19 protein-coding genes are annotated in these 14,295 nt (G+C 40.6%); 2 read left to right on the top strand and 17 right to left on the bottom strand.

Going from position 1 to position 14,295, the window contains the following annotated elements; translation table 11 throughout:
• Positions 1-64 precede the first annotated feature (64 nt).
• Positions 65-820 (top strand): protein NO VEIN domain-containing protein, encoded by a 756-nt coding sequence (locus tag BQ2679_RS01710; protein ID WP_075565555.1) that lies wholly within the window; start codon positions 65-67, stop codon positions 818-820.
• Between the two features lie 65 nt (positions 821-885).
• On the opposite strand, the gene BQ2679_RS01705 is transcribed toward BQ2679_RS01710, so the two are convergent.
• The 15 genes from BQ2679_RS01705 to BQ2679_RS01635 all read right to left on the bottom strand — a co-directional run bounded on the left by BQ2679_RS01705 (position 886) and on the right by BQ2679_RS01635 (position 11,962).
• The gene (locus tag BQ2679_RS01705; protein ID WP_006154868.1) at positions 886-1,485 is read right to left on the bottom strand and encodes a response regulator transcription factor; all 600 of its coding nucleotides are present in this window, start codon (positions 1,483-1,485) and stop codon (positions 886-888) included.
• A complete protein-coding gene (locus tag BQ2679_RS01700) occupies positions 1,486-2,583 on the bottom strand; it encodes a sensor histidine kinase (protein ID WP_075565551.1) in 1,098 nt (365 codons plus the stop codon).
• Positions 2,583-3,320: an ABC transporter permease gene (locus tag BQ2679_RS01695; RefSeq protein WP_075565548.1), complete on the bottom strand. Its 738-nt coding sequence runs from the start codon at positions 3,318-3,320 to the stop codon at positions 2,583-2,585. Before BQ2679_RS01695 ends, BQ2679_RS01700 begins: the two co-directional genes overlap by 1 nt.
• A gap of 1 nt (position 3,321) precedes the next feature.
• Positions 3,322-4,206 carry an ABC transporter ATP-binding protein gene (locus BQ2679_RS01690; RefSeq protein ID WP_075565546.1) on the bottom strand — a complete coding sequence of 295 codons (885 nt, stop codon included), beginning with the start codon at positions 4,204-4,206 and terminating at the stop codon, positions 3,322-3,324.
• Positions 4,193-4,387 carry a hypothetical protein gene (locus BQ2679_RS01685; RefSeq protein WP_075565544.1) on the bottom strand — a complete coding sequence of 65 codons (195 nt, stop codon included), beginning with the start codon at positions 4,385-4,387 and terminating at the stop codon, positions 4,193-4,195. Before BQ2679_RS01685 ends, BQ2679_RS01690 begins: the two co-directional genes overlap by 14 nt.
• On the bottom strand, positions 4,384-4,575 hold the full coding sequence (locus BQ2679_RS01680; protein WP_075565539.1) for a hypothetical protein: 192 nt from the start codon (positions 4,573-4,575) through the stop codon (positions 4,384-4,386). The genes BQ2679_RS01685 and BQ2679_RS01680 overlap by 4 nt, the downstream gene beginning before the upstream one ends.
• Positions 4,576-4,742: 167 nt before the next feature.
• A complete protein-coding gene (locus tag BQ2679_RS01675; protein WP_075565537.1) occupies positions 4,743-5,288 on the bottom strand; it encodes an SP0191 family lipoprotein in 546 nt (181 codons plus the stop codon).
• A gap of 10 nt (positions 5,289-5,298) precedes the next feature.
• Positions 5,299-6,963 carry a DAK2 domain-containing protein gene (locus BQ2679_RS01670; protein ID WP_075565534.1) on the bottom strand — a complete coding sequence of 555 codons (1,665 nt, stop codon included), beginning with the start codon at positions 6,961-6,963 and terminating at the stop codon, positions 5,299-5,301.
• Positions 6,964-6,965: 2 nt separating this feature from the next.
• Positions 6,966-7,331: an Asp23/Gls24 family envelope stress response protein gene (locus BQ2679_RS01665; RefSeq protein WP_075565532.1), complete on the bottom strand. Its 366-nt coding sequence runs from the start codon at positions 7,329-7,331 to the stop codon at positions 6,966-6,968.
• A gap of 154 nt (positions 7,332-7,485) precedes the next feature.
• Entirely contained in the window at positions 7,486-7,674 is a 189-nt protein-coding gene (gene rpmB / locus BQ2679_RS01660) for a 50S ribosomal protein L28 (RefSeq protein ID WP_001140948.1), read from the bottom strand.
• A 105-nt stretch (positions 7,675-7,779) separates the two neighbouring features.
• Positions 7,780-8,454 carry a LiaF transmembrane domain-containing protein gene (locus BQ2679_RS01655; protein WP_075565529.1) on the bottom strand — a complete coding sequence of 225 codons (675 nt, stop codon included), beginning with the start codon at positions 8,452-8,454 and terminating at the stop codon, positions 7,780-7,782.
• A 4-nt stretch (positions 8,455-8,458) separates the two neighbouring features.
• Positions 8,459-8,905: a LytTR family DNA-binding domain-containing protein gene (locus tag BQ2679_RS01650; RefSeq protein WP_075565527.1), complete on the bottom strand. Its 447-nt coding sequence runs from the start codon at positions 8,903-8,905 to the stop codon at positions 8,459-8,461.
• Between the two features lie 118 nt (positions 8,906-9,023).
• Entirely contained in the window at positions 9,024-9,527 is a 504-nt protein-coding gene (locus BQ2679_RS01645) for a phosphatase PAP2 family protein (protein ID WP_075565525.1), read from the bottom strand.
• 250 nt (positions 9,528-9,777) lie between these two features.
• A complete protein-coding gene (locus BQ2679_RS01640) occupies positions 9,778-10,494 on the bottom strand; it encodes a YebC/PmpR family DNA-binding transcriptional regulator (protein WP_075565523.1) in 717 nt (238 codons plus the stop codon).
• 97 nt (positions 10,495-10,591) lie between these two features.
• The gene (locus BQ2679_RS01635) at positions 10,592-11,962 is read right to left on the bottom strand and encodes an MATE family efflux transporter (protein WP_075565521.1); all 1,371 of its coding nucleotides are present in this window, start codon (positions 11,960-11,962) and stop codon (positions 10,592-10,594) included.
• A gap of 119 nt (positions 11,963-12,081) precedes the next feature.
• Here BQ2679_RS01635 and BQ2679_RS01630 point away from each other — a divergent pair, with 119 nt between their 5' ends.
• Entirely contained in the window at positions 12,082-12,636 is a 555-nt protein-coding gene (locus tag BQ2679_RS01630) for a GNAT family N-acetyltransferase (RefSeq protein WP_075565519.1), read from the top strand.
• A 135-nt stretch (positions 12,637-12,771) separates the two neighbouring features.
• On the opposite strand, the gene BQ2679_RS01625 is transcribed toward BQ2679_RS01630, so the two are convergent.
• Positions 12,772-12,966, bottom strand: coding sequence for a PspC domain-containing protein (locus BQ2679_RS01625; protein ID WP_075565518.1), 195 nt, complete (start codon positions 12,964-12,966; stop codon positions 12,772-12,774).
• 171 nt (positions 12,967-13,137) lie between these two features.
• A complete protein-coding gene (gene recA / locus BQ2679_RS01620; RefSeq protein WP_075565508.1) occupies positions 13,138-14,289 on the bottom strand; it encodes a recombinase RecA in 1,152 nt (383 codons plus the stop codon).
• Between the last annotated feature and the right edge of the window lie 6 nt (positions 14,290-14,295).

Here is a 14,295-nt window from a genome sequence, read left to right as displayed (position 1 = left end):
AAACACGGTGGCAAGCCGTGTTTTTTTGGTATAATGAAATCAATATCTATTGATGGAGAAAGTTATGTCCAAACACCCTCATTATGAATTGTTAAATTTAATTGGCTATGGTCTTGCCAAATTTGATAAGTTATTTATAAAAGAGTTTCAATGCTCTAGTAAATCTGAGTTTTATCGTTATATAGTCTCTTTGGGTATCGCAGAAACAACTGGGGTAGTTAAAAATAGAATGGATTTATTCGACCCTTATTTTGATAACAATAGAAAAGGCTGGTGGCAAAAAGCTGAGGTCTACCGTTTTAGAAAAGATTTAATTGACATGATGTTTGGAAATGAAGATGTTCATAATTTTGCAGAAATCGTTAAAATGCTACTTGCAAGCGAAGGGAAGAAAACAGGCATAGCAGTCATTGAAAAGCCAATAGTCCGAACTAAATTTAAACGTCTACAAGAAACTGGAATGGAAGCAGAAAATTACTTTATACTCCATTTTGATAAAGAAGAAAAATTTCAAGGTGGACAATTAACCGATGCCCGCCTTTATGGCGATGGATATGATTTCCAAGTAGATGTTCAAGAACATTCTTACCTTGCTGAAGTTAAAGGTATTCGAAAACCTAAAGGACGGATTCGTTTGACTGCCAGAGAATTTGAGAAAGCAAAAGAGTTTCAATCAGATTTTATTTTATCCTTGGTCACTAACCTAGATGACATTCCAAAGCTAGTGTTAATCGATAATCCTTTGAATCATTTTGAATTCAAAAAGAGTATCATAAAAAACGAAGTCATAGAATACAGAAGTCTTGAAGATTTATATTAGAATTTTACAATTTTCCTACTCCTGAAAAACCTCCTGATTTATTCAGGAGGTTTTTATTTATTTCCTCACAACCAGCCTTCTTCCTCGGCAGTTTTGGCTGCTTCGGTTCGGTTGCTTGCGCCTAGTTTGGAGAGGATATTGGTCATGTAATTACGGACGGTGCCGTTTGAGAGGTAGAGCTTATCCGCAATTTCTTGGTTGGACAGCCCCTGTGCAACTCCATGCAAAACAGCGACTTCTTGCTCGGTCAAGGGATTGGGATGGGTCATCATGACTTCCATCAGCTCTGGAGAATATTCCTTGCGTCCCTCTAACACCGTATGCAGGGTTTGCATGAGCTCGGCGATGCTCCGCTCTTTCAAGACATAGGCGTCGACTCCTGCTTTGACCGCTCGTTCAAAATAACCTGGACGTTTAAAGGTTGTAACGATAACCACCTTTGTTTCAGGCACTTCTTGTTTGATCCACTCGAGCGCTTCTAGTCCTGTCTTGACTGGCATTTCGACGTCAAGGATGGCAATATCTACTGCTTCTTTCCCCAAAACCTCAATAGCTTCAGCTCCATTTTTCGCCTGCAAGACGGTCTCCACATCTGGTTGAAAGCTTAAGAGCTGGCACATGGCATCTCTAAGCATACTTTGATCTTCTGCGACTAATACTTTCATCTACTTTCTCTCCTTATAAGGCAGATGCACGCGCACTTCTGTGGGATCTTTCAAACTGACCAGCTCTACTTGACCAGAGAAGGCTGCTGCACGGTCACGGACTGTATGGAATTCATTTCCTTTTACAGTTGCAAATCCTTTCCCGTCATCTCTAACTGTCAGGACCAACTCCTGATCTGTACGTTCCAGTTTTAGATAGGCTTTTGCAGCTCTGGCATGCTTGATGATATTGGTCGCCAGTTCTAACAAAATCATAGCAGCCGTCGACTCTACATCCTGGGTCAAACTAGCCTTGTCTAATTGATTATCAACCTCAACCTCAATCCCAGCAATTTCTAGCATCTTCTTAACAGTCTCAAGCTCTGAAGCTAGGGTCCGTGATTTCAGATTTTCCACAATGGTTCGCACCTCATTCATGGAATCCTTGCTGATCTGGTGAATTTCTTTTAATTCCTTTTCCACCTGTGGATAAGCCTCCATCTGAAATAACTGCAAGGCTAAATCTGTCTTGACACTCAGCATAGCAAAGGTGTGTCCCAAGCTATCATGCAAATCCTGACCGATACGACTGCGTTCATTTTCAGCAAGCAATAGATTTATCTGGGCATTTTGCTTAGCCTGAGCTTCTTTCAAATCCTCCACAATCCGAATCCGAACCATACCAAATGTCATTAAATCGACAAAAGTAAGAATTACAAGTAGATAGAATAGAAACTCAACTTCGATTCTCTGAATAATCAAAAGTTGGCCCACAACAAGCACTTGAGTAAGGAGAAAAGTCCAGACATGTAAAGACTTTAAACTACGTACACCAAAATGATAAATTAAGAGATTGGAAAGGAAAAAGAAGAACCAGATATAATTTACAGCAACAAAGGCGGTATTCCCAGCTACATAGACCAGCATGAAGCCCCAATATAGCCAAGATAGGCGCTGATTCTTAGTTGTTAAAACACCCAAATACGCCACTACAAATAGAATATCAATCAATAAATGCCAGGCAGAAAGCCACCCAGTCACTACAGGTAGGATAGGGAAAACCATAAAAATCAAACTGGCCCAAAACATATAGTGTATGCTTTTTAGTCTTTCAAGCATTAAGCATTCTCCTTATGACCTTGAAGGTAAATGGTCAAACCAAACAAAACTGCTGAAAAAACAAGTAGATAAACTGTGGCTGATAAATTGATGCCACCCTCGTTTAAGAAGGTCTTGAGCAACTCCATCAACTGATAGCTTGGTAGGCGCTTCCCGATTGCTTGCATCCAGTCTGGAAATAAAGAGACAGGCATCCAGAGTCCGCCTAAAACAGCCAAGCCAAAGTAAAGAAGATTGCCCACGACAGACATCAGCTGACTGGACGGTAAGAGAGTCAGGGTTAAGCCAAGTGCTACAAAGGCAACACTTCCTACTATCAGCAAGAACGCAGCCCCAATCCAGTTTCCAAGAGACATATCCACACCTCTTACAAAATGCCCAACTGAGAAAACAACCAGAATTGAGACCAAATAATCAACCATCATACTTGTTATCTTTGATAGATAATATTCTACCATATTTACAGGGGTATGGCGCAATGTTTTCTGCCAGTTGTTGATTTTATCGGTATGTAAGACAGCTGGGAATGAAAACATAGCTGTCGACATCATGGAAAAAGCCGTCATGGAGATGAGGTAGTCGCGCATAAAATTCGCGGGCCCACCTGGTGTGTCCTGGTACATGCCTGAAAAGAATAAATAGAAGGCTGTCGGCATCCCTACGGATAATAGATAATAGACTAATTGTCGTTTAGTCAATAGAAATTCTATCTTGTTTAGTGCGATCCATCGTTTCATCTTAGTCATCTCCCTTTTGTGTTTCTTCAAAGATTGTATCTAGCAAACTACGGTTATTAACTTCGATTTCTTGTATGCTACATCCTGCTTGAACTAACAGTTCCCAAAAAGCATTTGCCTCTCGTGTGACTACTTGCAGGGCATCTTGTTTTTGTGACCAGTTTTCAACCAAGTTAGACTGCTCAATGACTTCCTTGTATGCTAGAGGAAGGATAAAGTGCTTTTCAATCTCCTCACTGCGCATGGCTAGAGGTGTTGTATCGCGAATCAACTCTCCCTTATTCAAGACCAAAATCCGGTCAGCTGTATGCTCTACTTCTTCGATATAATGGGACGAATAGAGAATGGTAACTCCCTTAGCTTTTAGCTCCTGAACAATTTCCCAAAAGCGTTGGCGGGTTGAGGTATCCATGGCCGCAGTCGGTTCATCTAAAAAGACAAGTTTTGGTCGGCCAATCAAGGTCAAGACAAAAGAGAATAGACGCTTTTGCCCACCTGACAATTTTTCTGCAAATTGCTCTTTCTGTTGCTGGTCAAACTGCAATAGTTGATCGATTTCCTGGTTGCTCAAGGGGTTTGGATAAATACTTTGAAAGAAAGCAATCAGCTCTTTGACCTTTAATTTCTGAACGATGACATTTTCTTGAGGCAAGTAACCTCTGATATAGTCTAACTGAGAACTCGTCACTGGCAAGTCTTGGATAGATACTTGACCGCTTGTAACCAGTTTATCTCCTAGCAAACAGTCCAAGAGTGTGGTCTTCCCAGCACCATTGGGCCCAATCAAGGCGACGCATTCACCTTCAGCTACCTCAAAGGAAATACCCTTCAAAATAGCCTTGCCCTTGATGTTTTTATTTAGGCTTTCTACCTTAATCATGTTCATGATACTCTCCTTTCAGCCACTCCTTTCCCATCGGAAAGGCGATAAAAATCATAAATACTATACCCCAGGCACCGCGAATGGCTTGGTGCAGGAAGGCTTGATCAAACCAACCTGTAAACATTTCTACCAACCATACCACTAGTGATAGTCCAATAAAAAGATAGAGAATCGCTTTTTTCATTTTTCAAACTCCTTTTTCACATCTGAGACCAATTTCAAACCTTCTCGGATAAGCCAAGACATCATGCCAAATCCTGCAAATAGCTCCCAAGGAAAATGATAGAAGCTTTCATCCAATCCTGAAAACATGAGATAAGTCATGACTCCTGCTGCTAATAAACTCATTGCGACAATTACTTTATGTTTCATTTTTTTCTTCCTCCATTTGATACATCTAGTATAATTCTTTGAAGGTAGAACCACTAGAAGCTTCTGTCATGAGGTAATATGACAAATGTCACAAAAAGTCTAATCGCTATGAAAATAGAATTCTCTGAAAATCAAAAAGAGGTCGGGAAAATCCCGGCCTCTCTTTTTTATTCTTCCTTAAATCCATGTAATTTTAGTGCAGCGATTAGTGTATTAGGCTTTTTAAAGTCTTCTATACTATCCGCAAGTGGCTTAAAGAAATATGTATTTTTTACTTTATTCAAATCTGCTTTTTCAAGATCGAGTTCCGTAACGACTCTCATCTTTTTGTCCTCGGTGATAAAATATTCTACATTAACACCTGGCTCATCCTTAATTTCAGCATATTCTGGACTATCTTCCATAGCTTCACGGAAAATTTCTTGGAATTCTTTTGGAGTAACTCCACCAGGAATCTCCTCGTTCATTTTCCCGAGCATCTCCATATTGAACTGCTTAACAACATCTGTATAAACAAAGGTCATGGTGATATCAAAATCATCCCATTTCCCTTTAAGAACTTTAGTTTTTTCTTCTTTTGCTTGTTTGGTTGTCGTTTGACTTGTAGCTGTATCACTCGCTTTACTCTTGTCATTTGAGCGGTGAGGCAACAATTTACTGCAACCCACAAGTAGAGTTACCGAAACAAGCGTTAATCCAAAGATCTTCTTCAATTTGAATCTCCTATTCCACACTGAAGAGATATGGATAAACCGGTTGTTGACCGTGGTGGATTTCTACTTCGACATCTTCGAATTCTTCTGCGATTTCTTGGGCGATTTGGTTAGCCAATTCTTCGCTTCCGTCTTCTCCAACATAGAAGGTTACGATTTCACTATCTTCATCCAACATATGTTTCAAGGTTTCAGTCAGGGTTTGGTGCATGTCAGGGTTTGATACGAGGATCTTACCATCTACCATACCAAGATTGTCATTTTCGTGAATTTCTAGACCATCGATAGTCGTGTCACGAACGGCTGTTGTTACACTACCGCTGACCACATCACCAAGAGCTGCAGTCATACGTTCTTTATTCTCTTCGATAGTCTTGCTTGGGTCAAATGCTAGAAGGCTAGTCAATCCTTGAGGAAGGGTACGAGCTTCTACCACAACAGCTGGTTGTTCCAATACTTCCGCTGCAGATTGAGCTGCCATGAAGATGTTTTTGTTGTTCGGCAAGAAGATGATGTTACGAGCATTAACTTTCTCAACAGCCTTGACAAAGTCTTCTGTCGAAGGGTTCATGGTTTGTCCACCTTCGATGACATAGTCCACACCTTGAGCACGGAAGATATCTGCCAATCCTTGACCAGCTACTACTGCGATAAGGGCATATTCTTTTTCTTCAGCTGGCTTGCTGACTTGAGCTTCTTTTTCTACTTGTGCTTCGTGTTGGTTACGCATGTTATCGACTTTAACCTTGACCAAGCTACCATATTTGAGACCTTCTTGCATAACAAGTCCTGGATCTTCTGTATGGACGTGAACTTTAACGATTTCATCATCGTTAACAACGAGTAATGAATCCCCAAGGTCGTTCAAATAGTTACGGAATTCATCGTAGTTAAACTCTTTAGCATAGGTTGGACCTTGCTTAAGGGCAACCATGATTTCCGTACAGTAACCAAAAGTGATATCTTCTGTTGCCACATGTCCAGCAACAGACTTATGGTGTTCTGCATTGATCATTTCACCCATATTAGCTGGAGTCGCTACAAAGTCCTCAGACGCACTGTATTCACCAGTAAGAGCTGAAAGGAATCCTTCATAGATGAAGACTAAACCTTGACCACCTGAGTCCACAACGCCAACTTCCTTCAAGACTGGAAGCATTTCTGGAGTTTTAGCAAGGGCCGCTTTAGCTCCTTCCAAGGCTGCACGCATAACCTCAACGGCATCATCTGTCTGCTCTGCTTTTTTCTTAGCACCGATGGCAGCACCACGTGATACAGTTAAGATAGTTCCTTCAACAGGTTTCATAACAGCCTTATAGGCTACTTCAACACCAGATTGGAAGGCAAGAGCTAGGTCTTTTCCTGTTAACTCTTCTTTTGTCTTGATAGCTTGCGAAAATCCACGGAAAAGCTGAGAAGTGATAACTCCAGAGTTCCCACGCGCACCCATCAAAAGACCTTTAGCCAAGATACTTGCAGCCTCACCAACAGTTGAAGCTGGTTTGTCTGCTACTTCTTTGGCACCATTTTCGATCGTCATTCCCATGTTTGTTCCTGTATCTCCGTCTGGAACTGGGAAGACGTTTAATGAATTGACATATTCGGCTTGCTTATTTAATCGAGTAGAAGCAGCCTGGACCATTTCTTGAAATAGGCTTGTAGTAATATTTGACACGATTATTCTCCTGCAACTTTGATATTTTGAATGAAGACATTCACAGTCTGAGCAGTGATTCCAAGTTGATTTTCCAAACTAAAACGTACACGCTCTTGGATGTTTTTTGATACTTCGCTGATTTTTGTTCCGTAGCTCAAGACAGTGTATACATCAACTGCAATGCTACCATCTTCAGCCGCTTTAACGACTACACCTTTAGAATAGTTTTCCTTACCAAGAAGGGCTTGGAAATTATCTTTGAGGGCATTTTTACTAGCCATACCGACCACACCAAAAATCTCAGTTGCTGCTCCGCCTACAACAGTAGCAATCACATCATCTGTTAGTTCGATTTGACCATCTTTTGTATTAATTTTTACAGTCATCTTTTTTTACCTCAACTAGTTGATACTCTATTTTATCATATTTCAGCCCAACTGTAAAAGCAGAATGATGTATCATCGGATATTTGCTTGATTTTTCAAATGATTTCAGCTGTCGAGTAAAACAAAAAAGACCCTGTAGGTCTTTTCATGTTTATTAAACGCGTTCTACTTTTCCTGATTTCAATGCACGAGCTGAAGCCCAAACTTTTTTAGGTTTACCATCGATAAGAACAGTAACTTTTTGAAGGTTTGGTTTTACGGCACGTTTAGTTTGGTTCATCGCGTGTGAACGGTTGTTTCCTGATACAGTCTTACGACCTGTAAAGTAACATACTTTAGCCATTGTGTTTTCCTCCTATTAGATCTAATATAGCGGATGTGCTAGCACCACATACCGTACTATGTTATCACACTTTCTCCATTTTGGCAAGGGAATTGGAAGATTTTTTTATTTAGCATAGACAACTTCTAGTTTTCCAAAAGCCACCTCTCCACGGACAATCAGGGTCTTACTTGTAGGAGCTACTGAAGCATCTGCCTTAGCTGCACCACAAAAAGTTTCTACCTTTAGATCGACTCTCCAGTGTTGAGGAACATATATGACTGCATTCCCAAATCCAACTTCTATTTTTAAGGTTGCGGTATCACCTAACATCTCTGCATTATCATAATAGATCTTGGCATTTCCGAAACCGACTTCAAACTCGTCTTCTACCAATTCTTGATCTTGCTTGTAGAAAGTCCCGCTACCAAATGCAACTTCCTTATCTGTAAGGATGGTCTTTTCACCATCATACCACCATTTTTTCCCATTCCAAGTTCTGTTAGAATGAGTGAGTGCGCTGACACCCATTACGATTAATATACTAGCCCAGAACAATGACTGATTGGGAATCGGTAAAATATCATAAAAATGATTAGCAATCATGAGGGCCACTAGGGCTGTAACGGTGGCTGAAGTGAAATGACGACGAAGGATTGCCTCAACTGATTGATAGGCAAAAAATCCAATACCGATCAAGGGCCAAATTTCCCCTTCAAGTGAAGGAATACCAAAATTTCCCTGTAACAATACTAAAGCTGCCAATACTAGCAACACAATACCAAATACTTTCTTTTTCATGTTCTTACCTCATGTTTCTTAGATTTTCTTTTAGGAGGGATTGGTAGTGTCGTGACACGTGCACCTCCTTGTGGGTCTGATAAAAGGAAATAGTTCCTGTCCCTGAGAAGGACTTGTCCACCGAGTAGACCTGCCGAAGATTGGCTATGGTCGACTTGGATACCCGACTGAAATAGCGGGGCAGGATGGACTCTAACTCATAAAGCTTGAGTCGAACCTCGTAGGCCTCTTTCTGGGTGTGGGCGTAAATCTTGCTACCTTCTGTCTCAAAAAAGAGAATTTCTGCCAAGTCTAAGTAATACTCACCCGTCCCCTTGTAAAAGATCAACCTAGGAGCCTTGGTTTCTTGCAAGAGTCGTTGCAAGTCAGCTATCTCATCTGTCAGGGCTGCAGCCTTGATGACAATCTCTGTCTCAGCTAATTCACTATCAATCTCGATTCGTAACTTCATCCTATCTCCTTTCTGCATCTACTATACCAAAGGCCAGAAGACTTTACAAGGGCAAAAAAGCAAGTGGTCACTTTTGACCCGTAAGTGGTTACGAGGCCAAGCCCACTTGCTTTGCTTCTTACAAAATAAAGAAAAGGATTCCCAAGAGGAGGCCACAGGCGTAGCCAACTAAAACATCCTTGGGATAATGAACACCACCTAAAACCCGCACAAAGCCCAGAAAAGCTGATAAGATCAACAAAACCAACCCCACAGGGAGATTTGCATGCAAGCAAGCAATGGAAATGATGGTTGCTGAAAAGACATGGCGACTAGGCATTGAATTACCGGAACTATCCTTGTCTAGAAGCGGGACAATTTCCCAAGTTTCATAGGGACGGGGTTGATTGATCCACTTACGAACTAGCGTCAATAGGAGAAAGCCTAAAGCTGGAACTAAAATATAAGCAGAAAGTTCTTTCCCAACCCCTTTACTTACAAAGTTTGTTCCCAACAAGGTCAAGTAAGCTAAGGGCATCAGAACTGTCATCATACGATTAAAGACTCGCATCAATTGCAATAATTGTGGATGTCGAAGAAGACCTGATTTCCTCTTATCGTACCACTCTTGATAGTTTTTCATCTGTTTTCTCGTTGTTTCTAGATTTTACACAAGAAGCCTGACAGAACGAGTCTGCTAGCATCTCCTACTCTAGTATAGTGCAGAAAAAGAAGGCCGTCAAGCCTTCTGAGATTTATTCTTCTGCTTGGTCTTCTGTAAATTGACTATTGTAGAGATCTGCATTATGGATAGTTGACAAGCCTTGGGCGATGATATTTGAGATAAAAAATCATCCCGAGTGACTCCTCAGGATGAAAATCAACTGTTCTAATTAAAATCCATCAACGTTGGTATAGATTTTTTGTACGTCTTCGTCATCTTCAAGAACGCCGTAGAGTTTTTCAAAGCTTGCAAGATCATCACCTGACAATTCCACTTCTGATTGAGGAATCATCTCAAGTTCTGTTACTTGGAATTCTTCGATACCAGACTCACGCAAAGCAACGATAGCCTTGTGAAGGTCAGTTGGAGCTGTGTAAACAGTGATTGTTCCTTCTTCTGCTTCTACATCGTCTACATCGACATCTGCTTCAAGCAAGAGTTCAAAGATAGCATCAGCGTCGTCACCAGAAAATACGATGACACCCTTGTTGTCAAAGAGGTAAGATACTGAACCTGAAGCTCCCATGTTTCCGCCGTTTTTACCAAAGGCAGCACGTACATTGGCAGCTGTACGGTTAACGTTTGAAGTCAAGGTATCTACGATGAGCATTGAACCATTTGGCCCAAAGCCTTCGTAACGTCCTTCTGTAAAGGTTTCGTCTGTATTTCCTTTTGCTTTATCGATTGCCTTATCAATAACGTGTTTTGGCACTTGCGCTTGTTTAGCACGGTCGATAACGAATTTCAAAGCTGAGTTTGATTCTGGATCTGGATCACCTTTTTTAGCCGCTACATAGATTTCTACACCAAATTTTGCATATACTTTAGAGTTAGCTCCATCTTTAGCCGTTTTCTTGGCTACGATATTGGCCCATTTACGTCCCATTAGGAATCTCCTTTTTTCACATTTTGATCTTTCTTATTATAACACAAGTCTAGTCGATTTTCACTAGAGGAAATGGATTTTTCTTTTATAAATGAAGCTAGGATTGTCCGCCGACAGCCAAGATTTTCTTGCCTTCTTTTATCCAAGGGTGCTGAGAGAGTGAGATATAAAGCTGTGCAGTCATAACAAGCCAAAGTAGCGGTTCACATAGAATCACACCTGTATAACCTGCCCATGGAATAATCCAAGCGACGAAAACAATTTTCCCGATAAACTCGATAAAACTAGATATGAGGGGTAAGAGTTTTTGACCGAGTCCCTGCAAACTATTTCTATAAATCAATAAAAGACTCAAAAATGGATAGAAAACAGAACTAATACGTAGGTACAAGGTTCCATTTTCAATCAAGTAACCATCTGTTGAACTCGCTAAGAAAGAAACTAGGCTAGGACTTGAAAAAAATAGGAACACACAAGCAAAGGTTGCCCAAGCCATACTCAAATAGCTACCTAAACGAAGACCTTGGACGATACGATCTGGACGTTTTGCCCCAAAGTTTTGAGAGATAAAAGTCGTCATAGAAGCCGAAATTGCCGTCATTGGCAATAAGGCAAAGGCCATGATTCTACGTGCTGCCGTTTGGGCACTGATAATAACTGCTCCAAAGCCATTAACAGAGGATTGTAAGACGACACTTCCGACAGAGACGATTGAACCCATCAGCCCCATGGCTAGCCCCTGCTCCAAGAGATCAACATAGAGATCCTTATTCCATCTGAAGTGTTTAAGTTCTGGAAGAAGCTCTGGAACACTTTTTCGGATATAGAAATAACAGAGAATAGCGGACAAACCTTGCGAGATGATGGTTGCAAGACCTGCAGACTGAACACCCAACTGCAGTTGTGTAATAAAATATAAATCTAGAATGACATTAACAATGGCTGAAAAGATAAGAAAGGCAAGCGCCGCAAGGCTATCACCAATCGAGCGTAGTAATCCTGCAAAGAGATTATAAGCAAAGCTAACTCCCACACAGCTGACAATCATAGAGATGTATTCATAAGATTGGGGGAGAATTTCTATGGGAGTTTCTAGGTACTGTAAGAGTGGATAGAGGCCGAAGAAACCCATCAGCATCACAAGACCACTCAGGATTGCACCTAAAATCCAAGTCGCTGCGACAGCCTCTTTAATCTTTGTAAAATTACGAGCACCATAAAGCCGAGCAATAACAACTCCCATCCCATTTCCGACTCCGAGAGCAAAGCCAATAATCAAATCAAAAATAGCTGTCGTAGCTCCGACTGCCGCCAAGGAATTCTGTCCTAAAAAACGCCCAACAATCAAAATATCAGCTGTATTGTATAGTTGCTGAAAGATGTTGGACAATAGAATCGGTAATGCGAAACTAATCAGTGAAGGAAGGATGGGACCATGAATTAGGTCCACCGTTGATTTTTTATTCATAAGGCTATTATATCAGCTTTCAAGAGCTTGAACAAGGTCAAGAACGGTATCTCTTCTAAGAAAGCGATTGCCTTCTAATAACCAATTTGATATAATCATGACTGAAAAGGAGGCTATGTATGAGCTTAACAAGCCAGTTAATTACAGATATATTCCCAGACCTTGAGAAAGTGGAACAATTAAACAAGGAGGCCTTCCCTGAGGAAGAAAGGGTGCCCTTAGACGAATTTTTACTGTATCAAGATAGGGATGAAGCTCACTTTTTCGCCTTTTATAATGAGGAGGAGTTTGTTGGCTTTGCTTTTGCCATTTCTAATCAAAAAGCTTTCTACATCAGTTTTTTCGCTATCATGCCTCATTTACGTAGCCATGGTTATGGAAAAGAAATTATTGAAAAGTTGATTGACTTTTATCAGCGGACCATGATTCTTGAAGTGGAAAGACTGGATGAAGACTGCGATAACCTAGAACAGAGAAAAGCCCGAATGGAGTTCTATAAACAAAATGGTTTCAAAACAGCCAACGCTTTTTTAGAGTATGAGGGTCTTAGTTTCGAAATTCTCTATCGCGGGGAACACTTTGACGAAGAAGCCTATCGTAATATCTTTCAAAAATTGCAAGACGAGAATTACTTCGACTTCCACATCGAATACCGTCGTTTCAGTGACCATTAAACAAGTTAATTCCATATACACTGACAGTCATTTTTAAGCTGGTGAGCTTTAAAACTCTACCGATTTTTAACATACAAAAAATGCATGCAATCTATAAGATTACATGCATGTTTTTATTCTTAGTTACAATGTAGCTTAAGCTTCTGCTCCGCCTTCTGGAAGAATGAAGTAAAGAATAGCGTAAGCAAGTAAACCTGATCCACCAGCTAAAGTGAACAAGATCCAAAGAACACGAACTAACATTGGGTCCATGTTAAAGTAGTCAGCAAGACCTGCACAAACACCACCGATTTTTTTATCTTGAACGTTACGAACTAAACGTTTTTCCATTTTAGAAATCTCCTTTTTTTGTTATTCCCGTTTATTCTATCATCAAATTAATCAAAAAGCAATAGTTTCCTGGTTTTTTCTAAGAAAATAGGCCTTTTATTCGCTTTTCAGAAAGATTAAATTTCAAATGATTAAAAATTAAAAAAAGTGGAGAAACTCCACTTTTACTGTTTATTCTTCGATTTCGATTCCAAGATCATCGCCAAGATCAAGTGTCACTTCTTGATTAGCAGCTTCTTTCTCAGTTGATGCTGCTTTTTTAGATCCTGCTTCTTCTTCAATCAAGCCAAAGTGAACACGCACTTGATGATCAATCTCGTCAAATACCTCTGGATGATCTGCCAAGTATTTCTTAGCATTTTCTGAACCTTGACCAATCTTCTCATCATTATATGAGTACCAAGCTCCAGCTTTTTTGATAATATCAAGATCACTTGCAATCTTCAAGAGTTCACCAGTTCTAGAAATTCCTTCTCCATACATGATTTCGACAAGAGCTTCTTTGAATGGTGGAGCCACCTTATTTTTCACAACCTTAATCTTGGTTTCCTTACCTACATTGGTATCTTTTTGGTCACCAGTCCCCTTGATTTGTGTGCTTCCGCGAACATCCAAACGGACTGAAGCATAGAATTTAAGGGCGCGTCCACCAGGAGTTGTTTCTGGATTTCCAAACATAACTCCTACTTTTTCACGCAATTGGTTGATAAAAATAGCGATAGTCTTTGTCTTGTTGATAGAAGCACCGAGTTTACGCATAGCTTGGCTCATCATACGAGCTTGAAGACCAACGTGGCTATCTCCGATATCTCCATCGATTTCCGCACGAGGAACAAGGGCTGCAACAGAGTCGATAACGACAAGGTCAACCGCACCTGAGTCGATCAATTTCCCTGCAATTTCAAGACCTTGCTCACCTGAGTCTGGTTGTGACAAGAGCAATTCATCGATATTAACGCCAAGAGCTGCTGCATAAGCTGGGTCTAGAGCATGTTCAGCATCGATAAAGGCTGCAATTCCACCTTCTTTTTGAGCTTGCGCTACAGCGTGAAGGGCAACTGTTGTCTTACCTGATGACTCTGGACCGTAGATTTCGATGATACGTCCCTTTGGATAACCACCCGAACCGAGTGCAATATCAAGTGCCAAAGAACCTGAACTCATGACTTGTACTTTTTGTTCTGCTCGTTCACCCAAGCGCATGATTGAGCCCTTACCAAAATCTTTTTCAATCAATTTAAGAGCATCATTCAAAGCTTTTTCACGATCAGCACCAAATTTTTTACCAATTTCATCTAATTTTTTTGTTGGTTTTTTTGCCATTTTATT

The organism is Streptococcus timonensis, from assembly GCF_900095845.1.
Lineage (GTDB): Bacteria > Bacillota > Bacilli > Lactobacillales > Streptococcaceae > Streptococcus > Streptococcus timonensis.
Note: the sequence above shows the minus strand (reverse complement) of the source record. Positions and strands in the feature narration are given on the sequence as shown.